Below are 20,927 nucleotides of genomic sequence, written 5' to 3'. Positions count from 1 at the left end.
GCTTTGCTTATCCGGCCTACAGAGAAAGAAAATGTAGGCCGGATAAGGCGTTCACGCTGCCATCCGACAACCTGCTCCGGGTTGCCTGATGGCGCTACGCTTATCAGGCCTACAACGACTACGTTCATCCGGCAATAAACATCAGCCATTTGTTAGCGTTTCGAACTCTTCGCAACCGGTATCAAACCCTTCCAGACAGCTTAGATTCAACCAGTGCAACGCCTTCTGCTTGTTCTTTTCAATAAAGCCCGGTTCACCGTTTAAAAACATCATTCCCGCCCAGTATTCTGAATAGCCGGTACGGGAAATGGCGGAACTGCGTTTGAAATACCAGGCGGCTTTTTCATCATCGGCGGCAATGCCCACGCCGTTGGCGTAAATCAGGCCAAGCAACATTTGCGCATCCACCGCGGAGTCGTTATCCAGATCTTCAGAGGCCTTTTGCAGCAGCGAGATGGCTTTTGGGTAGTCCGGGCGCCCGGCCTGGGTGTTGACCAGGATCCGCGCCAGCGTAATTTCTCCCGCTTTACTGCCCGCGTTAGCCGCCTTTTCAGCCAGCTTTTTCGCGTCGGGATAATCCAGGCTTACCGGATTAGTGATTTTGATTTGCGCCAGTAGCGCGCAGGCGTCGGCGTCGCCACTGTCGGCGGCTTTTTGCGCCCAGTATTCAGCTTTGTTCAAATCGCCATAGCTCAACCAACTGTCGGCCAGAAAATATTGTGCGCGTCTGTCACCTGCCTCTGCTGCCTGCAAATACTGGCTACCCGGCTCAGGATCTGCGGCATGGGCAAAGAATGTCATAAACAACATCAATGCAAGAAGTAGTTTCATTTTGAGTTTTATTTAGGGTACGGAAAAGACAGTATAAAGAGATCGTATGGATAAAAAAACAGCCTCCGGGCGGAGGCTGTTATAGGGAAAATGCCTGATGGCGATGCTAATGCATCTAATCAGGCCTACAGTAGACGCAGGCCGAATAAAGCATTCTGATGCCGCCATCCGGCAGATCAACCCATTGCGCTTTCGCGCAGGCGGGTTTTCAGCTTGTTGTACTCATCAATCACATACTGCTCGGCGGCTCGCTGATCGGCGATCGGCTCAACGCGTACGGCGCAGTATTTGTACTCCGGCGTTTTGGTAATCGGGCTGAGGTTTTCAGTCACCAGCTCGTTACAGGCGCCAATCCACCACTGGTAGGTCATGTAAATCGCCCCTTTGTTTGGGCGATCGCTGACCTGCGCGCGGGTGATGATTTTGCCTTTGCGCGAATGAACCCACACCAGCGCTTCATCTTCAATGCCCAGACGCGCGGCGTCGGCGGTATTGATTTGCGCATAGCCCGGTTCATCGGCCAGCGCGGCCAGCGCCGCACAGTTACCGGTCATTGAGCGGCAGGAGTAGTGGCCGACTTCGCGCACCGTCGACAGTACCATCGGGTACTCTTCGGTGAGTTTATCGATAGGCGCTACCCAGTCGCAGGTGAAGAACTGCGCCAGACCGTTGGGGGTATCGAACTTCTCTTTAAAGAGGTACGAGGTTCCCTGATCGGCATCCGACGTGTCGCGGCACGGCCACTGGATATAGCCCAGCTCGCCCATTTTCTCGTAAGTGGCGCCGTAGAAATCCGGGCACAGATGACGCAACTCATCCCAGATCTCCTGGGTGTTGTTGTAGTGCATCGGATAGCCCATCCGGGTGGCGATTTCACTGATAATCTGCCAGTCGGTTTTCAGGTCCCACTTCGGTTCAACGGCTTTAAAGAAGCGCTGGAAGCCACGGTCAGCCGCAGAGAAGACGCCTTCATGCTCGCCCCAGGAGGTGGAGGGTAAAATCACATCCGCCGCCGACGCGGTTTTGGTCATGAAGATATCCTGCACGATGACCAGTTCCAGATCCTCAAACGCTTTACGTACTGCAGAGAGTTCCGCATCGGTTTGCAGCGGATCTTCACCCATAATGTACGCCGCGCGCACTTCGCCATGCGCCGCACGGTGCGGCAGCTCGCTGATGCGATAGCCGGTATGCGCAGGCAGACTTTCTACGCCCCAGGCTTTAGCGAACTTCTCGCGGTTTTCCGGGAACTTAACGTACTGGTAGCCCGGATAAGTATCCGGCAGCGCGCCCATATCGCACGCGCCCTGAACGTTGTTCTGGCCGCGAACCGGGTTAACGCCCGCGCTTGGCTTGCCGAGGTTGCCGGTCAGCATCGCGAGGCTGGTCAGTGAACGCACGGTTTCCACACCCTGATAGAACTGAGTGACGCCCATACCCCACAAGATCGCTGCGCTTTTCGCGCTGGCATACATCCGCGCCGCCTGACGAATTTCCTGTGCGCTCACGCCAGTGATCTCTTCGACGGACTCCGGCGTATAGCCTTCGACAATCTTACTGTACTCTTCAAAACCTTCGGTACGGCTGGCGACAAACGCTTTGTCGTACAGGTTTTCTTCAATAATGACATGCCCCATGGCGTTGAGCAGCGCGATATTCGAGCCGTTTTTCAACGCGATATGCATGTCAGCGATGCGCGCGGTTTCAATTTTGCGCGGATCGCAGACGATAATTTTCGCCCCGTTGCGTTTAGCGTTAATCACATGATTCGCCACGATAGGGTGGGAATCCGCCGGGTTATACCCGAAGACGAACACTAAATCAGTGTTATCAATTTCGTTGATCGCATTACTCATTGCGCCGTTACCGACCGATTGGTGCAGACCTGCAACCGATGGGCCGTGTCAGACGCGAGCGCAGCAGTCAACGTTATTGGTACCAATAACGGCGCGTGCGAATTTTTGCATTACATAGTTGGTTTCATTTCCGGTACCGCGAGAGGAGCCGGTTGTCTGGATTGCATCCGGACCGTACTTCGCTTTGATGGCGCTCAAACGTTCAGCGACGTAATTGAGCGCTTCATCCCAGGAAACAGATTCCAGTTTGCCGCCACGCTGGCGACGGATCATTGGGGTTTTCAGGCGCGGGGTCAGGATCTGGGTATCATTAATAAAATCCCAGCCGTAGTAGCCCTTCAGACACAGGGTACCCTGGTTGGTTTTCCCCTGCGCCGCCTCAGCCCGGACGATTTTGCCGTTATCGACCACCAGATTGATTTTGCAACCTGATGCGCAATACGGGCAAACCGTGACGACTTTTTTCATCGGTTTCGCTCCAGTTAATCAAATCGCGCATACGCGCTGTCGCCCTCAGTATGCATGTTTTATGCCACTTTTTTAGTATGGGCTTTCCCTGATATTACGGGCGAATTTTGCTCAAAACCCTGACGAAAAACAGGCTATCGTCAGTTTTGACGTGTCGAAAGAAAATACCGCATGACATTTATTATGGGGAGAAACGCGGAGCGCAGGCCAGATAAGGCGGATCCGCCATCCGGCAATCTGATCTGCCTGAAGTGGAAATTACCCGGATGGATAGACTCAAGGCCAGGGAACGCTTGAGACTAACGCCAGGATAGAACAGGCCGCGGCAGGCAGTTCCATACCGCGGCCCGGCTTCAGAGGAGGCTGAAAAGGATTATCGCGGCAAAAATAGCGGCAATAACGAGATATTTCAGCGCGTAATAGAGAGTGCGGTTTTTCTTTTTCAGCCGTTGCCCGGCATCGCGTGCTGCGTGAACGTATTTAAAGATGCGATTAATCGCACCGGTGCGATCGTTCTCGTCGTTTGGCGAACTGGCGGCGGACATCAACGATGCGCCGACCCAGTGGTTTACGCTCTGCGCCCAGCGCCATTTCATTGGACGCTCAATATCGCAAAAGAGGATAATACGCGTCTGCTCAGTTTTATTTTCCGCCCAATGAACGTAGGTTTCGTCGAAGATGACGGCTTCGCCGTCGCGCCAGCTATGGCGCTGTCGATCAACTTCAATAAAACAGCGGTCGTCATTCGGTGTGCTTAATCCAAGATGGTAACGTACTGAACCGGCATAGGGGTCGCGATGTTTTCCCAGATAGGCTCCGGGAGGCAACTCGGCGAACATCGCCGCTTTAATAGAGGGGATGCTGTTGACCAGCTTTGTCGTTATCGGGCATAACGTTTCCGCCGACGGGTGGGCATCGGAATACCATTTAAGGTAAAACCGTTTCCAGCCGCGCTTGAAAAAGGTGTTGAATCCGGCGTCGTTATTGGCCTGCGCGGCTTTTATGTGATGCTGAAGCCGTAGCGCCTCTTCACGAATCACCTGCCAGTTTTCCGTCAGCTTCTGCAGCTCTGGAAATGCCGTGGTATCAAAGTACGGCTGCTTTGCCGGTAACGTTGAGAAGCGAGTCATGAACATATTGATCGGCGCCATAAACGTCGAGTGGTCAAAGAGCTGACGGGAAAGTTTTTGTTTTTCCACCCCGCGTGAATGCGCATAAATGACGCTGATAATAAAAATACCGATAATGATTGCTGCGAACATAACGTCACTGTCCTTCTAAGAAAACCTCATCCCGGGATTTTCAGGCAACCCTCCCGGTGATGCCAAAGAGAAAAGTGTAGTTCGTTGACAATAAATTTACATTTCTACAACTTAAAAGGGCCATTTTTGCTAAAGAAGCGAGTCAGCCCGTTTAACCTTTATCCAGGCTTGCCGACAGTAGAATTGAGATGACTCCGCTACTTCACCCGGTGACGGCTGATTACGTTATGCCTTATCTCCTGATGACGGCTGCCCGATCACAATGCTTTCGTAAACCGAAAATGACTTTGCTTGTAACCTTCGCGAAGATAAAAACGGTGTGCATCGCGGCGTTTAATATTTGTGGAAAGCTCCGTTAGCTCGGCGCCCGCCTGACGTGCTTCTTCTTCTGCCCAGGCCAGAAGCTGACTGCCAATTTTTTGTCCCCGCATCGGCGGTAATACCACCAGCTCCTGAATTTCGCCAATCCAGTTGGCATGATGGAGATGAAACTGCATATGCAGGCTGATCATGCCGACTACCTCTCCGTTGCGCAGCGCTAAACGATAATGAACGTTGGGGTCCAGTAAATTAGCGGCAAACCCATCCCTGAAAGCCTGATAATCAAGCTCATTTTTAAGTAACTCACAGATAAGCGCGTAAACAGAATCGGTATCCTCTGTTGTCGCGTGGCGTAATTCACAGACTGGCATAATGTCCTCCCGACGCCTCATCAGGATCAACCATCTTTCGCCAGACTGTAGCAAACTACCGTCATTATTTATTCTATGACAGTTAAACGGCGGATAACGTGCAGCCAAAGATCACTCTGATGGCAAGGGGGAGGGCGAGCCTCCCGGGGAGTTAGGTGGCAGGCTGATGTTTAACCACGTTAATCATCCACGGCACACCGAAACGATCGCTGACCTTGCCGAAACCCTGCGCCCAGAAAGTCTCCTGCCAGTCCATTTCGATTTGCCCTTGTGCGGCAAGGTTATCAAACCAGCGCTTCCCTTCTGCTACATCCTGGGTATCAAGCACCAGCGTAAAGCCGGAATAATGCGCCGTTCCCGACGGGCTGGCATCACTCATCATGATATCGCTGCCGGCAATGCGCATGTTGGCGTGGGCGATAGCAGTATCGGGAAAGCGCATTCCTGACGGGCAGCCCTCTTCGTTATCCGCCGCCGAGGGGGGCATTTCACCGAAGCTGAGTTTATAAAGCAGTTCTGCGCCTAACGTTTGTTGATAATACGCGATGGCGTCGGCACAGTTGCCGGCAAAAGAGAGATAGGGACTTAACGGCATGATGGTTACCTCAGGTAAGAGATGCTCGTTAAGTGTAGTTCGAAATTGGCACAATATTGTCGGTGGCAGGGCCGCTCAGGCCCGGTAAGCAAGGCGCTACCGGGCAATGATACAGTAAATCAGTTCTTTTTCACGAACTCGGATTTCAGTTTCATCGGGCCAAAACCATCGATTTTGCAGTCGATGTTATGGTCGCCTTCAACCAGACGAATGTTCTTCACTTTGGTGCCGATTTTCAGCATGGAAGAGCTGCCTTTTACTTTCAGATCTTTCACGATGGTGACGCTATCGCCGTCCGCCAGCAGGTTGCCGTTGGCGTCTTTGACAATCAGCTCATCGCTCTCCTGAGCGGGTTCCGCATCGTTCCATTCGTGAGCGCATTCCGGGCAGATGAACATGCCGTTATCTTCGTAGGTATATTCGGAGTTACATTGCGGGCAGTGGGGTAATGACATGTTGGTATCCTCAAAAAGTCAGCGGGGGCAAACGCGCCCAAAAATGGCAGATCGCCGAAAAAGGCCGCAATTATACACAAAATCCTTAGCGTTGTCGGGACTATTGCCGCTTTTATAAAACGGTCTGCGCCACGCCAGTCAGCAATGGTTTACACTCGAATAACCGCTTTTTTACTGTCACCACAGCGCATTAGGGCGTCCTTATTTACACCTTTTGACCGAATTGACATATATGTGTGAAGTTGATCACATATTTAAACCCTGTTAGGGTAAAAAGGTCATTAACTGCCCATTCAGGCGTCAACAGGTTCGGTTGTACAGTCCGTAACCGGACAGTGTAAGTAAACCTGCTACGCTTGTATGAGGGATAGCGTTCGCGCCCCTCCCTCCGCTCGACGGCGACGCTGGCGCGGTATGCCAGTGCCCGCCGTATATAGCGCTACAGGGCTTAGCCTATGAGGACAGCTATGCTGAAAAGGAAAAAAATAAAACCGATTACACTGGGCGATGTGACCATCATTGATGATGGTAAACTTCGCAAAGCAATTACCGCCGCCTCGCTGGGCAACGCGATGGAGTGGTTTGATTTTGGTGTTTATGGATTTGTTGCCTACGCGTTGGGTAAAGTCTTTTTCCCCGGCGCCGAGCCCAGCGTCCAGATGATTGCCGCGCTGGCCACGTTTTCCGTTCCCTTCCTGATTCGTCCGCTCGGCGGGTTATTCTTTGGTATGCTCGGCGATAAATACGGGCGCCAGAAGATCCTGGCGATCACGATTGTGATTATGTCGATCAGTACCTTCTGTATCGGGTTAATCCCCTCTTACGCGACGATCGGTATCTGGGCGCCAATACTGTTGTTGCTGTGTAAAATGGCGCAGGGCTTCTCGGTTGGCGGGGAATATACCGGCGCGTCGATCTTTGTCGCGGAATATTCGCCGGATCGTAAACGCGGATTTATGGGAAGCTGGCTGGATTTTGGTTCCATCGCCGGGTTCGTGCTGGGCGCGGGCGTGGTGGTCTTGATCTCGACGATTGTCGGCGAGGAGAATTTCCTGGAGTGGGGCTGGCGTATTCCGTTCTTTATCGCCCTGCCATTGGGGATTATTGGTCTCTACTTACGCCATGCGCTGGAGGAGACGCCAGCGTTTCAGCAGCACGTGGATAAACTGGAGCAGGGCGACCGCGAAGGGTTGCAGGATGGGCCGAAAGTCTCCTTTAAAGAGATTGCCACCAAACACTGGCGTAGCCTGTTGTCATGTATCGGTCTGGTGATTGCCACCAACGTGACCTACTACATGCTGCTCACCTACATGCCGAGCTACCTGTCGCATAACCTGCACTATTCTGAAGATCACGGCGTGTTGATTATCATCGCCATTATGATCGGGATGCTGTTTGTGCAGCCGGTGATGGGGCTGCTGAGCGACCGTTTCGGTCGACGTCCGTTTGTGATTATGGGCAGCATTGCGCTGTTCGCGCTGGCGATCCCGGCCTTTATCCTGATTAACAGTAACGTTATTGGCCTGATTTTTGCCGGTTTGTTGATGCTGGCGGTGATTCTGAACTGCTTTACCGGGGTGATGGCCTCGACATTGCCGGCGATGTTTCCGACGCATATTCGTTACAGCGCGCTGGCGGCGGCTTTTAATATCTCTGTATTGATTGCCGGTCTGACGCCAACGCTGGCGGCCTGGCTGGTGGAAAGCTCGCAGGATCTGATGATGCCGGCGTATTATTTGATGGTCATCGCGGTGATAGGCTTGGTTACCGGTATTTCCATGAAAGAGACGGCCAATCGTCCGCTAAAAGGCGCAACGCCAGCGGCGTCGGACATTCAGGAAGCGAAGGAAATTCTGGGTGAGCATTACGATAATATTGAGCAGAAAATCGACGACATCGATCAGGAAATTGCGGAGCTGCAGGTCAAACGTTCGCGTCTGGTACAGCAACATCCGCGTATCGATGAATAAATTTCGCGCTTAAGGTTCGCTTAATCTCTCGCGGGCATACTCTCCTCCATACCTTTGGAGGAGAGCGTCATGAAAAGCTATATTTATAAAAGTTTGACGACCCTGTGTAGTGTGCTGATTGTCAGCAGTTTTATCTATGTGTGGGTCACGACGTATTAAACGCCTGTTATGCCTTTTTCAACAGCACCCAGGCACGGGTGCCTGTTCTTTCCGTACGGTTTTGCAGGAAAAACTGTCCCTGATGTAGCTGGGTGATGCGGCTGACGATACTCAGCCCCAGGCCAATTCCGCCATAACGGCTGTCCATCCGCACGAACGCTTCGCTTAGCTTCCCGCATTTGCTTTCATCAATACCCGGCCCCTCGTCTTCGACCGCCATAATAGCGTCGGGGTCGGCGCTAATGTGGATAGTGATATGGGTTCCTTCAGGGCTATAGCGATGCGCGTTTTCCACCAGATTTCGCAGCAGCATACGCAGTAACGTCGCGTCACCGCGCACCACCACGTCCGCCGCGCTTTCCGGCAGCAACAGAGTTTGCTGGCGCGTTTCCAGCATGGTGTTCAGCTCATCGTAGGAGGGGAGGATCACATCTTCCAGCAGTTTTACTTCCTGATAATTCCCGGAAGAGAATGACTGGCCCACGCGCGCCAGTTGCAGAAGCTGGGAGACGCTATCCATCATCTGGTCAAGACGGGCGATAAGCGGCGCGACATCAACATTGTGGGTTTTTGACAATAATTCCAGATGCAAACGCACCCCCGACAGCGGCGTGCGTAGCTCATGGGCCACATCGGCGGTAAAAAGGCGTTCATTGTCGAGCGTGGTGGTCAAACGCGTAACCAGTTGATTGATCGCCGAGACGACGGACTCAATCTCAAGCGTGGAGCTGTGAATGGCGATCGGCGTCAGATTATCCGCCGTCCGCGCTTCCAGCTCTTTTTGCAGTTCGGCGAGTGGGCGGGTAATACGCCGTACCGCCTGGTAGCAAACCAGCAGCGTCAGGCTAACCATAAATATGCTGGGGACGATCAGGCTGGCGACTGCCTCGCGAATTTCGTGCATGATATGGCGATCGTTGTTGCGATTATCCCGCAGCGCCTGCTCGAACAGTTGGATTTGCTCAGTGCTTTCATGCCATAACCAGAAGGTACTGATTAGCTGGAACACCAGCAGAATAAGACCAATTGTCAGAGTTAAACGCTGGCGAAGGGTCATCGCTCTTCGCTGAAAACGCATCAGGCTCACTTAGCTTTCCTCAGTGGCAACCAGCATGTAGCCAAACCCGCGAACCGTGCGAATGCGCGACTTGCCGACTTTGTCGCGCAAATTATGTATATGCACTTCCAGAGTGTTGGTCGAGGGTTCGTTATCCCAGTTGTAGATATCGTTATAAAGAATTTCCCGGTGCACCGGGCTGCCTGCCTTGAGCATCAATCGTGAGAGCAGCGCGTACTCCTTAGGCGTCAGGGTCAGTTCCTGTCCATCCCTCCATGCCTGATGGCGGCCTATATTGAGCGTCAGATTGCCAACCGTCAGTTCACTTTCACCCTGATTATTATGGCGGCGCAGCAGCGCGCGGATGCGGGCGTGCAACTCCTCCAGGGCGAAGGGTTTAACCAGATAATCATCTGCGCCGACATCCAGCCCGCTAATGCGGTCGTTGAGCGTATCGCGGGCGGTCAGAATGAGTACCGGCAGGGTATATTTTTTCTGTCGGATTCGCGTCAGGAAATGCAGGCCATCCTCATCGGGAAGCCCTAAATCCAGCACCATCAGACTGTAATGACCAGACTCCAGACTATGCTCGGCGGCACGCGCTGTCGAAACGCCATCACACGCATAGCCTTCGGTTTGCGCGGCGAGTATTAACCCCTGTAATAATAGCGTGTCGTCTTCAACAATCAGTATCTTCATTCGCTTAGTCTCCTGCACGGTTGCAGAATATCATCTGCGGCCTGGTAATACGTCGTTTGTACGCCGGTTAATCCCAGCATGGTTGAGAAAAGATTGTCCTGTGAATAATCCAGCGTGCTCGCCCGTTTTTGCAGGCAGGCCTGATCCACCTGATAACGCTGTTGATAATCTTTAGAAAGCCAAATGAGCATCGGGACATGTTTTTGCGTATCCGGCGCAATGGAATACGGCAAACCGTGTAAATAAACGCCATTTTCACCCAATGATTCGCCGTGATCGGAAAGATAGACCAGGCTGGTGGTGAATTTATCCTGATGAGATTTCAGCAGGTTAATAGCTTTATCTACAATATAGTCCACGTACAGCACGGTATTATCATAGGTGTTGATCAACTGCTGTTGGGAACAGTTCTGAATTTCGTTAGTGTCACAGGTTGGGGTAAATTTTTTAAACTGCGGTGGATAACGGTTGTAATAGGTTGGGCCGTGGCTGCCGATGGTATGCAGTACAATAACGCCATCGCCTTTCAAATGGTCGATATAGTCTTCCAGACCGTGAAATAACACTTCATCGTAGCACTCGCCGTCGATACATTGTCCGGGCAGGTTTAGCTCGGTGACATTTTGATGCGGAACGCGATCGCATGCGCCTTTACAGCCGCCGTCATTATCATTCCACAGTACGTTAATCCCCGCGCGCTGGATAATATCCAGCAGCCCTTCCTGGTGATGCGCCAGCTCTTCGTCATAATGTTTGCGCGGCATATCAGAAAACATGCAGGGAACGGAGATCGCGGTCGCCGTACCGCAAGAGGTGGTATGCGGGAAGTAGATCACATCGTCTTTCGCCAGCCGCGGATTGGTGTCGCGCGGATAGCCGCCAAGAGAGAAATCATCGCCGCGCGAGGTTTCGCCAACGATGAGAATCGTCAGGTTTTTGCGATCGCCTTTCAGCATTAATGGATTGCGATGGGCATCCTCGCCAATGCGTACCAGCGGCAAATTCGCCAGCCGTTGATGCGAATACCATGACCAACTGGCGACAATACTGTTCGATGGGCTTAACGCTTTGATCAACTGTTTATTATTTCGAAATAGCGAGGCGTAATCTTTATAGAAAAAGGCGGCGACCAGAATAACTAATAAAATAGAGATCAGGACGCTGACCAGGCGGTAAAGCCCGCTACGTAAGCGCGGCGTCGCCGGACGGATTTTGACCCAGAAGGCAATCACGGCTGCCAGAACGCCGCTTAATCCCAGAGTCAGCACCATTTGCGGCGTCATCAGCGCAAAGGTTTCCGCGGGCGTGGTATCCATCATATTGGCGATCATGGAGCGATCGATGATGATGCCGTAAGTCAAAATAAAATACTGCGCGGCAGCGCCGACCAGAATAAAAACGCAGGCCAGCAGTCGGTTTAGCCAAATAAATGAGGCCAGCGTCAGCACACTATTGACCACGCTAAACGCGACGACCGGCATGGAAATAAACACCAGCACATTGCGTAGCGAGTTTAACGGTAGGTCTTGTAGTACCTGCTTGTAGAACGCAATGTTCAGGCAGACGGCAATATAAAAGGAAAAAAGCAGAAGCCAGGCGATTTGCCCAAGAACAGGTCTTTTAAGAAAGCGCTTTAACATGTTGATGCGTCCATCGATTCGGTGACGCTAATCGTGACAAAGTAAAATTAAGTGAACCTTAAGAACTTAATGTTGGTGGCGGCCGGATAACCTGCGCTATCCGGCCTGTTGCGATAACATTAACTACACGTGGTCAATCCTGTTTAACCGGCGCATCCAGCGAATACGGGTTTTTGTGAATGCGGTTGTAGTTCAACGCATACAGCGCGGTGATCACCATCAACGTGACGAACGACCACATCACTTCTTTGGCGCCGGAACCGATGACCGCCCAGATGCAATACACAAACGCGACGAAGGTGATCAGCAGATACAACGGGCGCGCTTTACCAAAGTGACCGTGGCCCAACAGCAACAGCGCGGCACAGGTGTAAAGATAAGGCACCAGGGTGAAGATAACCGACACGGAGGAGACCAGACCAAACTCTTTCGCGGCGTTCGGCGACATACTGCTGAACTGGAAGATAGTCATCAGCACGCCGACGATAAGCAACCCAGCCACTGGCGTACCGGCTTTATTAACCCGCGCGAAGATCGGCGGGAAGAGACCATCGTCCGCCGCCGCTTTTGCGGTTTGACCGGCAAGCAGCGTCCAGCCGCCGAGAGAGCCCAGGCAACCTGCTGCCGCACAGAAGGAAACAATAGCCCCTGCGGTATCGCCCAGCGCCATACGCGCCGCGTCACCGAAAGGCGATGCCGACACACGCAGCGCCGCGTTGGGGATCATCCCCATAATCGCCGTTGTGGAGAGTACATAGCAGACGGCGGCGATCAGTACCCCGCCGATGGTGGCGATAGGCACATTGCGTTTCGGGTTTTTGACCACACCGGCCGCAACGGAGGCGCTTTCTACCCCGATGAATGACCACAGCGTAACGTTCAACGTGCTTTGAATTGCGCCGAAGGTATTCATGCCGCTCACGTTCCAGGCCGCCATATAGGTTTCGCCTTTAAACCAGAACCAGCCGAAGACCGCAATCCCTACGATAGGCACCAGCGCCAGTACGGTGGCGACAGCCTGTACGCGGGTAATCATTTTCGGCCCGACGATGTTCAGCAGAACAAAAATCCACAGCACCGCGACGCAGGTAAGCGTTAATACCAGCGGATCTTTCAGAATCGGGAAGAAATAGCTCAGATAGCCGACGCCGATAACGACCATCGCGATATTACCGATCCAGCATGCCAGCCAGTACAGCACGTTCGTTTGATAGCCCAAAAACGGCCCGAAGCAGCGGCGTGCGTAGGCATAAGAACCGCCGGGACTGGGATCTAAGGACGACATTTTGGCATAAACCATCGACAGCGCCAGGGCGCCGATGATAGTGACCAGCCATCCGTAGATTGCAATCCCGCCAGTGGCCGCCAGGTTGGCAGGGAGTAAGAATACCCCTGAACCCATAATATTCCCCGATACCATTAAGGTGACGGGGATTAGGCCCACTTTGTGAGCATCAGCATCCGAAGACATAATTTGGACTCCTGAAAAGGTGACTTCGTTACGATAAATTACGTCGTATCATACCCCCTCAGAATGCCGCTGAATTATGTCGGAGACGGGTTATCGCCAATGCTGTTATTATCGTGTCTTATCGTTGAGTGTAGAAAAATTAGGCAGCCGATCGTTCCCGATGTTGGCTAACATAATGCAGGGGGGTCATACCATAAAACTCTTTAAACACGGAAATAAAGTACGATGTGCTGTTATACCCACACAGCTGTGAGACTTGAGAGATATTCTTTCCGTCCATTAATAATTGGTTTACGGCATAACGCATTCGGCAGGTCGTGATTATTTGGCTATAACTGGTATTCTCGTTTTTGAGCTTTTTCTTTAACAAGCTTGGACTCAGGCACAGGCAACTGGCAACGGCGCTCAGATTCCAGTCTTTATGAATATCGCTCTGAATGATGTGGTAAACGCTGTCACTGATGCGGCTGCGCAGCATGTGCATTAACAAAGAAATAAATTTTTTGTGGTCAAGAAAGCGGGATAAAACGGTGAAAAGGAGCGCACGGGTACGTTCACTAACAATTTCATCCGGTGCTTCCATCGCGCTGTAGCGGGCGGCGACCCTGAAGATATCCGGCGTCAGACAGTTGGCGGTCAATAAGGGATCGGCGTTGCGTTGCCAGACGGGAAGGTGTGAGAGATCTTTATTCAGGAATTGTAAATAGTCTTTAATATTATTGCGACTCACTTGTATTACTAGCACGCTATTTAATGATGAAATGTCAATAACGTTATTTTCACAAGCCAGAATGGCCATATAATTCGCTTTTAAACTGATTGGCTCCTTACCATTTACTCGTAACCATGTATCTTTTTCGGTTAATAACACTATGCAAGGCTCGTTGCTGCAAATCCTCATACCCGAACTCCTGGAATATGAACATAAAAGACCGGATCTCGCCAAACGGGAGAGATAACGGGGACTGAGTCAATTGTGTGATGAATTGAAACTGCACTAAAATAACTTTCCTGAATAATATTACAATATTTGTACGATGAATTAGGGTGTACAAAAAGTTGTACGCGAGTGGAAACTTGTCATTTTTGTATAAAAAAAGCGCGGGATGGGGCCCGCGCAAAAAGGTATGACAGTATTATTGTTTTGCAGCAATACTCAGGGAATACATGCCATCCTCAAAAAAAAGACTCTTTGTGATTAGGCTTTCACGCACATAACGTGATATACGCCATCAATAATTTCCGTGCCTTCGGTTTCATGCTCAAAGCCAGGGAAGTGATGATCCCAGGATTGCAGTGAGCGTAAGTAACCCACCTGCGGACTGTTTTCATCGCCAAAGTTTTCACCGGAGAGCAGCATCGGGATGCCTGGCGGGTAAGGAATAACGGAGTTCGCCGCAATGCGACCCGGTAGATTTTCAATCGCCACCATTTCAATATTGTCGTTCACGATCGCGTTGTAGGCGTCGCGCGGGGTAATCTCCGCAACCGGCAGGGTGGAATAAGCGGCGTTGAGACGGGCGCCCGGGTTATTTTCACGTAGCCAGGCAAACATTTTATCGCCCAGGTCATGAATACCCATGTTCGCGTAAGTGTCAGGATAATCCTGCACCAGTTCCGGCATCACCTGCGCCAGCGGCGTATTCGCGTCGTAATGATGTTTGAAGGAGCACAGCGTGTTGATCAGCGTTCCCCATTTCCCGCGAGTTACCCCCATGGAGAACAGGAACATAATCTGAAAGTCGGTGGTGCGGGTCGGCACGATACCGTGGCGGCCAAGCCATGCTGTGACCAGCGCAGCAGGTACGCCGGATGCTTCCAGTTCGCCATCGTCGCCCATACCCGGCGCCAGGATACTGACTTTAATCGGGTCCAGCATACTCCAGTTATCCGGCAGGTCTTTAAAGCCGTGCCAGGTTTCCCCGGGGCGCATGACCCAGCAGTTCTGGTCAGTGGCTAGCAGTTTTGCCGGCGCGTCGGCGAAGTCATATGTTTTACCGGTTTGTGGATCGGTGACGACGTCTTTATTCCACGGTTTAAAGAACCAGTCGCCTTCATCGGTAAACTCTTTATAAAGACGCGCCATCGCCTGACGGAAATCAACCGCTTCGTCAATCACCTCTTGAGTCAGGGACAGACCGCTGTTACCGTCCATCATCGATACCGCCACATCGTTGGATGCGCAGATGGCATATAACGGAGAGGTGGTGGCATGCATCATATATGCCTGGTTGAAGCGGGAGAAATTCACCGCGCCACGGCCTTCACGGACGTGAATGTAGGAAGCTTGTGAAAGCGCATTCAGTAGTTTGTGCGTGGAGTGGGTGGCAAACACGGTCGGACCGTTATGGTCGCCTGGCTCGCCGCGCATCGCGTAGTGATCGAAATAAATCGGGTTGAAGCGCGCATAGCCGTACCATGCTTCGTCGAAGTGAATGCGATCGCTGGTTTTTGCCAGCAGATCCTGCGCCTCTTTGGCGTTATAGCATACGCCGTCATAGGTACAGTTGGTCACTACGCTGTAAGACGGTTTCTGTCCGGCTTTGGTTTTGGTCAGCGGGCTGGCGCTGATTTTTTTCTGCAAGGTTTCAGGCTGCATTTCCTGCGGGTAGATTGGCCCGATAATGCCGTAACGGTTACGGCTTGGCACCATATATACCGGTTTGGCCCCAGTGAGGATCAGCCCCTGCTCGATGGATTTATGGCAGTTACGATCCAGTACAACGACATCATTATCCGTCATACAGGCCTGCATAATAGTACGGTTAGAACCGGAGGTCCCGACAACCACGGACCAGGAGCGGTCAGCACCGAATACGCGGGCGGCGTTTTTCTCGCTTTCGCCAAACGCGCCGGTATGGTCGAGGAGTGAACCGAGCGTGGTACGCTCAATCCCCATATCGCTGCGGAACAGGTTTTCGCCATAATAATCGTGATAAAAGCGACCGGCAGGCGTTTTAGTGAAACCGACGCCGCCCTGGTGTCCCGGCGCTGCCCATGAATATTCATGAATGTCGCTGTATTTCATCAACGCGTTAAACAGCGGCGGTAACAGTTGCTGACGATACCGGGTCATGGCGGCAACGGCGCGTCCGGCGATAAAGTCAGCGGTGTCTTCCAGAATCCAGGCGAATTCATCGACAAGCTCCAGCAGGTCGCGGTCCAGCGATGCCGTCGCTTTTTCCCTGTCGCCTAACAGGAAAACGGGCACGTTTTGCTGACGCTCGTGAAGCTTACCGATCAATTGCCTGACGCTCAGGTGCTCATCCGGTTGTTCCATTTGGTAGCTAAACATCAGACAGTCAATGGCTTCGTTCGCGGACAAGATGGCATAGCCGTCATCGAAGGATGTCGATTTAATGACGGTAACATTTTGTTGGCTCAAGGCATCTGCCAGACGCTCAACCGCGTTGCCAACCCAGGTGTCCTGATGCAGAAACTCACTTTCAACAATTAATACTTTCATCATCTTTTACCCGGTTGTGGAGGCCGTGCAATTTACGCCTTGCCGACCCGCCGTATGAATGTGACGTGGGCAAGTATTACCCCGTCAAATAGGGGGTGTAAAGTGATGAAATAATGGTCAGTTATTAGTATTATTGTTTAATAAACAATGGGTTAATTATTGATAGCGAGCGATTTCACCCGCCGTTTATCGACAGGTGAATTATTTTTTTGGCTGATAGTGGTATCCGGCTTTAGCCGGGCATCGTCTGGCGTCGTTGCTGGCTTAGCTTGCGGTATTGTTGCGGCGACATACCGACAAATTTGCTAAAAGTACTGTAAAAACGGCTGCTGGATCGGAACCCGGCAGTCAGAGCGACATCGAGGATCGTTTTGTCAGTATCGCTCAATAAGGCACGTACGTGATTGATGCGCATCGCCGTGATGTACTGCTTCATCGTCAATTGCATAACCCGCTGGAATATCCCCATCGCGTAGTTAGCATTGAGTTTGACATGCTCCGCGACGTCGTTAATAGTGAGCGCCTGATCGTAGTTATCGGCAATAAATCCCAGCATCTGGCTTACGTAAAACTGCGCATGGCGTGAGACGCTATTCTTGTGGGTGCGTGATGTTTTATTGAGCAAAATGGGCTGCCAGCCGGAAAGGCTAAAGCGTTTAAGCATCAGGCCGATTTCATCGATCGCCAACTGGCGAATTTGCTCATTCGGGCTGCTTGTTTCCTGCTGCCAGCGCAACACTTCAAAGGTGCTAAGCTGCTGGGTCGCCAGTGATTTAACCACCATCCCGTGCGTGACGTGGTTGATAAGATCGCGATCCAGCGGCCAGGAGAGAAACAGGTGCATCGGCAAACTGAAAATCGCCATCTGGCGGCAGTTGCCGGGGCGGGTAAGCTGGTGTGGCGTACAGGCCCAAAACAGGGTGATATGTCCCTGCTTTATCTGCACGACTTCATTGTTGATTAAATACTCCACATCGCCGTCAAACGGAACATTCACTTCTACTTGCCCATGCCAGTGACTGCTGGCCATTCTGTGCGGCGGCCTCAGTTCAACGTCCAGTCGTTGATATTCGGAATAGAGCGACAGCGGGCTACGGGTTTGCTTTTCATCGCCGTTGCACATGTGCGGGTCGGGCGGGAGGAGGGATATTGCTTGCGTACTCATCGTCACTCCATTTCCTGAATTATCAGAATTATGCCCCTTTAGCCGGGAGGAAACCGGGAATCCGGACACAGAATCCGTCGATATTGTAGAGCGTAGCCTGACTATCAGGCCGAATACTCTGCTTTTTACGCCATTTTGTCCCAAAAACTCAGATCTTCCGCGCGCCAGCATACGATCTGAGTTTTCGGGAATGCTCATCGGGGAAGACGGAGGTTTTCACCGGGAACGCGTGCCACCATGAAGGTGTTCACTACTGTTCTGGAGAGTCATGATGACGGCACCCAAAATTACCTTTATCGGCGCAGGTTCTACGATTTTCGTCAAAAATATCCTCGGCGATGTGTTTCACCGCGAGGCGCTAAAGTCAGCGCATGTCGCCCTGATGGATATTGACGAAACCCGGCTGGAAGAGTCGCACATTGTGGTACGGAAACTGATGGACTCAGCGGGCGCTTCTGGCCGGATTACCTGCCATACCAACCAGAAAGCGGCGCTACAGGATGCGGATTTCGTGGTGGTCGCCTTTCAGATTGGCGGCTATGAACCCTGCACCGTGACCGATTTTGAGGTTTGTAAGCGTCATGGCCTGGAACAGACGATCGCCGATACGCTGGGGCCGGGCGGCATCATGCGCGCGCTGCGGACCATCCCGCATCTGTGGCGGATTTGCGAAGACATGACGGAAGTCTGTCCGAAGGCCACCATGCTCAATTACGTCAACCCGATGGCGATGAACACCTGGGCGATGTATGCCCGTTATCCGCATATCAAACAGGTCGGCCTGTGCCATTCGGTACAGGGAACGGCGGAAGAACTGGCGCGTGACCTGAATATCGATCCCGCCTCGCTGCGCTACCGCTGCGCCGGCATTAACCACATGGCGTTTTACCTGGAACTGGAGCGCAAAACGGCTGACGGGACTTATGTCGATCTCTATCCTGAATTGCTGGCGGCCTATGACGCCGGACAGGCGCCGAAGCCCAATATTCACGGCAATGAACGCTGCCAGAACATTGTGCGCTATGAGATGCTCAAAAAGTTGGGCTACTTCGTCACCGAATCATCAGAGCATTTTGCCGAGTACACGCCGTGGTTTATTAAACCGGGACGCGAGGATCTGATTGCGCGCTACAAGGTGCCGCTGGATGAATATCCGAAACGCTGCGTAGAACAACTGGCGAACTGGCATAAAGAGCTGGAGGAGTATAAAACCGCCGAGCGTATCGACATCAAACCGTCCCGCGAGTACGCCAGCACCATTATGAACGCTCTGTGGACCGGCGAGCCGAGCGTGATTTACGGCAATGTGCGTAATGAGGGGCTGATTGATAACCTGCCGCAGGGAAGCTGCGTGGAAGTGGCTTGTCTGGTGGATGCCAACGGCATTCAACCGACGAAGGTGGGGACGATCCCTTCTCATCTGGCGGCGATGATGCAGACCAACATCAACGTGCAAACGCTGTTGACCGAAGCCATCCTCACGGAAAACCGCGATCGCGTGTATCACGCGGCGATGATGGACCCTCATACCGCGGCGGTGCTGGGTATCGAAGAAATCTATGCGTTGGTTGACGATCTGATCGCCGCGCATGGCGACTGGCTTCCGGCCTGGTTACGCCGTTAATCTCCAGCCGCGCTGGACGGCAGATCCGGCGTTTAACCTCTACTAACAGAAGGCGGGCGCTGGTAACAGCGACCCGGTACCCTATGAGCATCTCTCTGACAACAAAGCTGAGTTACGGGTTCGGTGCGTTTGGTAAGGATTTCGCCATCGGCATTGTGTATATGTACCTGATGTATTACTACACCGATGTGGTGGGACTCTCGGTCGGCCTCGTCGGCACCCTCTTTCTGGTCGCGCGAATCTGGGATGCGATAAACGATCCCATCATGGGCTGGATTGTCAACGCCACGCGTTCGCGGTGGGGGAAATTTAAGCCGTGGATATTGATCGGCACCTTAACCAATTCGCTGGTGCTTTTCCTGCTGTTCAGCGCCCATCTTTTTGAGGGAACCGCGCAGGTTGTATTTGTCTGCGTAACTTACATCCTGTGGGGCATGACGTATACCATTATGGATATCCCATTTTGGTCGCTGGTGCCGACCATTACGCTGGATAAGCGAGAACGCGAACAACTGGTGCCGTTCCCGCGTTTCTTCGCCAGTCTGGCTGGCTTCGTCACTGCCGGTATAACGCTGCCGTTTGTGAACTACGTTGGCGGAGCGGATCGTGGGTTCGGCTTTCAGATGTTTACGCTGGTACTGATTGCGTTCTTTATCGCCTCGACTATCGTGACATTACGCAACGTCCATGAGGTGTACTCCTCCGACAACGGTGTAACGGCGGGCCGCCCACATCTGACGTTAAAAACGATCGTTGGATTGATATACAAAAACGATCAGCTCTCTTGCCTGTTGGGAATGGCGCTGGCGTATAACATTGCCTCTAATATTATCAATGGCTTTGCGATCTACTACTTCACCTATGTGATTGGCGATGCCGATCTTTTTCCCTATTACCTTTCTTACGCCGGCGCGGCGAATCTGCTGACGCTGATTGTCTTCCCCCGGCTGGTGAAAATGTTATCGCGGCGGATATTGTGGGCGGGCGCCTCCGTGATGCCTGTTCTGAGTTGCGCAGGACTCTTCGCGATGGCGTTGGCGGATGTCCATAATGCCGCTTTAATCGTGGCGGCGGGTATTTTCCTGAATATCGGGACCGCGCTCTTTTGGGTGCTTCAGGTAATCATGGTGGCGGATACGGTCGATTATGGGGAATTTAAGCTCAATATTCGCTGCGAGAGTATCGCTTATTCCGTACAGACGATGGTTGTGAAGGGCGGCTCGGCGTTTGCGGCGTTCTTTATCGCTCTGGTGCTGGGGCTGATTGGCTACACGCCGAACGTGGCGCAGTCTGCGCAAACCCTGCAGGGGATGCAGTTTATTATGATTGTCCTGCCGGTACTGTTTTTCATGATGACGTTGGTTCTCTACTTCCGCTACTACCGTTTGAATGGCGACATGCTGCGCAAGATTCAGATCCACCTGCTGGATAAATACCGGAAAACGCCGCCATTCGTCGAACAGCCGGATAGCCCGGCGATTTCTGTGGTAGCGACCAGCGATGTAAAAGCGTGAGCA

The 20,927-nt window shown here is 52.4% G+C and carries 17 protein-coding genes; 4 read left to right on the top strand and 13 right to left on the bottom strand.

Annotated features, from left to right (window positions below; genetic code table 11):
• Positions 1 to 141 precede the first annotated feature (141 nt).
• From yjcO to EOS98_RS20865, 6 genes are all read right to left on the bottom strand, one after another.
• Positions 142 to 831, bottom strand: coding sequence for a Sel1 family TPR-like repeat protein YjcO (gene yjcO / locus EOS98_RS20890; RefSeq protein WP_000771454.1), 690 nt, complete (start codon positions 829 to 831; stop codon positions 142 to 144).
• A 176-nt stretch (positions 832 to 1,007) separates the two neighbouring features.
• Entirely contained in the window at positions 1,008 to 3,155 is a 2,148-nt protein-coding gene (locus EOS98_RS20885) for a formate dehydrogenase H subunit alpha, selenocysteine-containing (RefSeq protein WP_011233236.1), read from the bottom strand.
• A 353-nt stretch (positions 3,156 to 3,508) separates the two neighbouring features.
• Positions 3,509 to 4,417 (bottom strand): lipid A hydroxylase LpxO, encoded by a 909-nt coding sequence (gene lpxO / locus EOS98_RS20880; protein WP_000457029.1) that lies wholly within the window; start codon positions 4,415 to 4,417, stop codon positions 3,509 to 3,511.
• A gap of 257 nt (positions 4,418 to 4,674) precedes the next feature.
• Positions 4,675 to 5,109 carry an aminoalkylphosphonate N-acetyltransferase gene (phnO, locus tag EOS98_RS20875; protein WP_001526214.1) on the bottom strand — a complete coding sequence of 145 codons (435 nt, stop codon included), beginning with the start codon at positions 5,107 to 5,109 and terminating at the stop codon, positions 4,675 to 4,677.
• A 151-nt stretch (positions 5,110 to 5,260) separates the two neighbouring features.
• Positions 5,261 to 5,704 (bottom strand): VOC family metalloprotein YjdN, encoded by a 444-nt coding sequence (gene yjdN / locus EOS98_RS20870; protein WP_001131305.1) that lies wholly within the window; start codon positions 5,702 to 5,704, stop codon positions 5,261 to 5,263.
• Positions 5,705 to 5,823: 119 nt separating this feature from the next.
• Positions 5,824 to 6,159 (bottom strand): zinc ribbon domain-containing protein YjdM, encoded by a 336-nt coding sequence (locus EOS98_RS20865; protein WP_000056482.1) that lies wholly within the window; start codon positions 6,157 to 6,159, stop codon positions 5,824 to 5,826.
• Positions 6,160 to 6,626: 467 nt separating this feature from the next.
• Here EOS98_RS20865 and proP point away from each other — a divergent pair, with 467 nt between their 5' ends.
• Positions 6,627 to 8,129, top strand: a complete 1,503-nt coding sequence (proP, locus tag EOS98_RS20860; RefSeq protein WP_126524351.1) for a glycine betaine/L-proline transporter ProP — start codon at positions 6,627 to 6,629, stop codon at positions 8,127 to 8,129.
• A 69-nt stretch (positions 8,130 to 8,198) separates the two neighbouring features.
• On the top strand, positions 8,199 to 8,288 hold the full coding sequence (gene pmrR, locus EOS98_RS20855) for an LpxT activity modulator PmrR (protein ID WP_000844399.1): 90 nt from the start codon (positions 8,199 to 8,201) through the stop codon (positions 8,286 to 8,288).
• Positions 8,289 to 8,295: 7 nt separating this feature from the next.
• On the opposite strand, the gene pmrB is transcribed toward pmrR, so the two are convergent.
• The 7 genes from pmrB to melR all read right to left on the bottom strand — a co-directional run bounded on the left by pmrB (position 8,296) and on the right by melR (position 17,786).
• Positions 8,296 to 9,366 (bottom strand): two-component system sensor histidine kinase PmrB, encoded by a 1,071-nt coding sequence (gene pmrB, locus EOS98_RS20850; protein WP_071777313.1) that lies wholly within the window; start codon positions 9,364 to 9,366, stop codon positions 8,296 to 8,298.
• 9 nt (positions 9,367 to 9,375) lie between these two features.
• Entirely contained in the window at positions 9,376 to 10,044 is a 669-nt protein-coding gene (gene pmrA / locus EOS98_RS20845; protein ID WP_000697894.1) for a two-component system response regulator PmrA, read from the bottom strand.
• Positions 10,041 to 11,684: a phosphoethanolamine transferase EptA gene (gene eptA, locus EOS98_RS20840; RefSeq protein WP_000919294.1), complete on the bottom strand. Its 1,644-nt coding sequence runs from the start codon at positions 11,682 to 11,684 to the stop codon at positions 10,041 to 10,043. Before eptA ends, pmrA begins: the two co-directional genes overlap by 4 nt.
• A gap of 133 nt (positions 11,685 to 11,817) precedes the next feature.
• Positions 11,818 to 13,155 carry an arginine/agmatine antiporter gene (gene adiC, locus EOS98_RS20835; RefSeq protein ID WP_126524350.1) on the bottom strand — a complete coding sequence of 446 codons (1,338 nt, stop codon included), beginning with the start codon at positions 13,153 to 13,155 and terminating at the stop codon, positions 11,818 to 11,820.
• Positions 13,156 to 13,294: 139 nt separating this feature from the next.
• Positions 13,295 to 14,056, bottom strand: a complete 762-nt coding sequence (locus EOS98_RS20830; protein ID WP_001217081.1) for an AraC family transcriptional regulator — start codon at positions 14,054 to 14,056, stop codon at positions 13,295 to 13,297.
• Positions 14,057 to 14,353: 297 nt separating this feature from the next.
• Entirely contained in the window at positions 14,354 to 16,621 is a 2,268-nt protein-coding gene (gene adiA, locus EOS98_RS20825; protein ID WP_023201701.1) for an arginine decarboxylase, read from the bottom strand.
• 232 nt (positions 16,622 to 16,853) lie between these two features.
• A complete protein-coding gene (gene melR, locus EOS98_RS20820) occupies positions 16,854 to 17,786 on the bottom strand; it encodes a transcriptional regulator MelR (protein ID WP_000106992.1) in 933 nt (310 codons plus the stop codon).
• Positions 17,787 to 18,054: 268 nt separating this feature from the next.
• On the opposite strand from melR, the gene melA reads away from it, so the two are divergent.
• Both melA and melB read left to right on the top strand, forming a co-directional pair.
• Positions 18,055 to 19,410, top strand: a complete 1,356-nt coding sequence (melA, locus tag EOS98_RS20815) for an alpha-galactosidase (RefSeq protein ID WP_126524349.1) — start codon at positions 18,055 to 18,057, stop codon at positions 19,408 to 19,410.
• A gap of 83 nt (positions 19,411 to 19,493) precedes the next feature.
• Positions 19,494 to 20,924, top strand: coding sequence for a melibiose:sodium transporter MelB (gene melB / locus EOS98_RS20810; RefSeq protein WP_000028070.1), 1,431 nt, complete (start codon positions 19,494 to 19,496; stop codon positions 20,922 to 20,924).
• The last annotated feature ends 3 nt before the right edge of the window (positions 20,925 to 20,927 follow it).

The sequence above is a fragment of the Salmonella sp. SSDFZ69 genome (assembly GCF_004010755.1).
Classification (GTDB): domain Bacteria; phylum Pseudomonadota; class Gammaproteobacteria; order Enterobacterales; family Enterobacteriaceae; genus Salmonella; species Salmonella enterica.
Note: the sequence above shows the minus strand (reverse complement) of the source record. Positions and strands in the feature narration are given on the sequence as shown.

Coding starts and splice junctions, on each gene's coding strand:
- melB (WP_000028070.1), top strand. CDS start 19,494: ATGAGCATCTCTCTGACAACAAAGCTGAGTTACGGGTTCGGTGCGTTT.
- pmrB (WP_071777313.1), bottom strand. CDS start 9,366: ATGCGTTTTCAGCGAAGAGCGATGACCCTTCGCCAGCGTTTAACTCTG.
- proP (WP_126524351.1), top strand. CDS start 6,627: ATGCTGAAAAGGAAAAAAATAAAACCGATTACACTGGGCGATGTGACC.
- phnO (WP_001526214.1), bottom strand. CDS start 5,109: ATGCCAGTCTGTGAATTACGCCACGCGACAACAGAGGATACCGATTCT.
- adiC (WP_126524350.1), bottom strand. CDS start 13,155: ATGTCTTCGGATGCTGATGCTCACAAAGTGGGCCTAATCCCCGTCACC.
- pmrR (WP_000844399.1), top strand. CDS start 8,199: ATGAAAAGCTATATTTATAAAAGTTTGACGACCCTGTGTAGTGTGCTG.
- pmrA (WP_000697894.1), bottom strand. CDS start 10,044: ATGAAGATACTGATTGTTGAAGACGACACGCTATTATTACAGGGGTTA.
- yjdN (WP_001131305.1), bottom strand. CDS start 5,704: ATGCCGTTAAGTCCCTATCTCTCTTTTGCCGGCAACTGTGCCGACGCC.
- yjcO (WP_000771454.1), bottom strand. CDS start 831: ATGAAACTACTTCTTGCATTGATGTTGTTTATGACATTCTTTGCCCAT.
- lpxO (WP_000457029.1), bottom strand. CDS start 4,417: ATGTTCGCAGCAATCATTATCGGTATTTTTATTATCAGCGTCATTTAT.
- EOS98_RS20865 (WP_000056482.1), bottom strand. CDS start 6,159: ATGTCATTACCCCACTGCCCGCAATGTAACTCCGAATATACCTACGAA.
- EOS98_RS20830 (WP_001217081.1), bottom strand. CDS start 14,056: ATGAGGATTTGCAGCAACGAGCCTTGCATAGTGTTATTAACCGAAAAA.
- eptA (WP_000919294.1), bottom strand. CDS start 11,684: ATGTTAAAGCGCTTTCTTAAAAGACCTGTTCTTGGGCAAATCGCCTGG.
- melA (WP_126524349.1), top strand. CDS start 18,055: ATGATGACGGCACCCAAAATTACCTTTATCGGCGCAGGTTCTACGATT.
- melR (WP_000106992.1), bottom strand. CDS start 17,786: ATGAGTACGCAAGCAATATCCCTCCTCCCGCCCGACCCGCACATGTGC.
- adiA (WP_023201701.1), bottom strand. CDS start 16,621: ATGAAAGTATTAATTGTTGAAAGTGAGTTTCTGCATCAGGACACCTGG.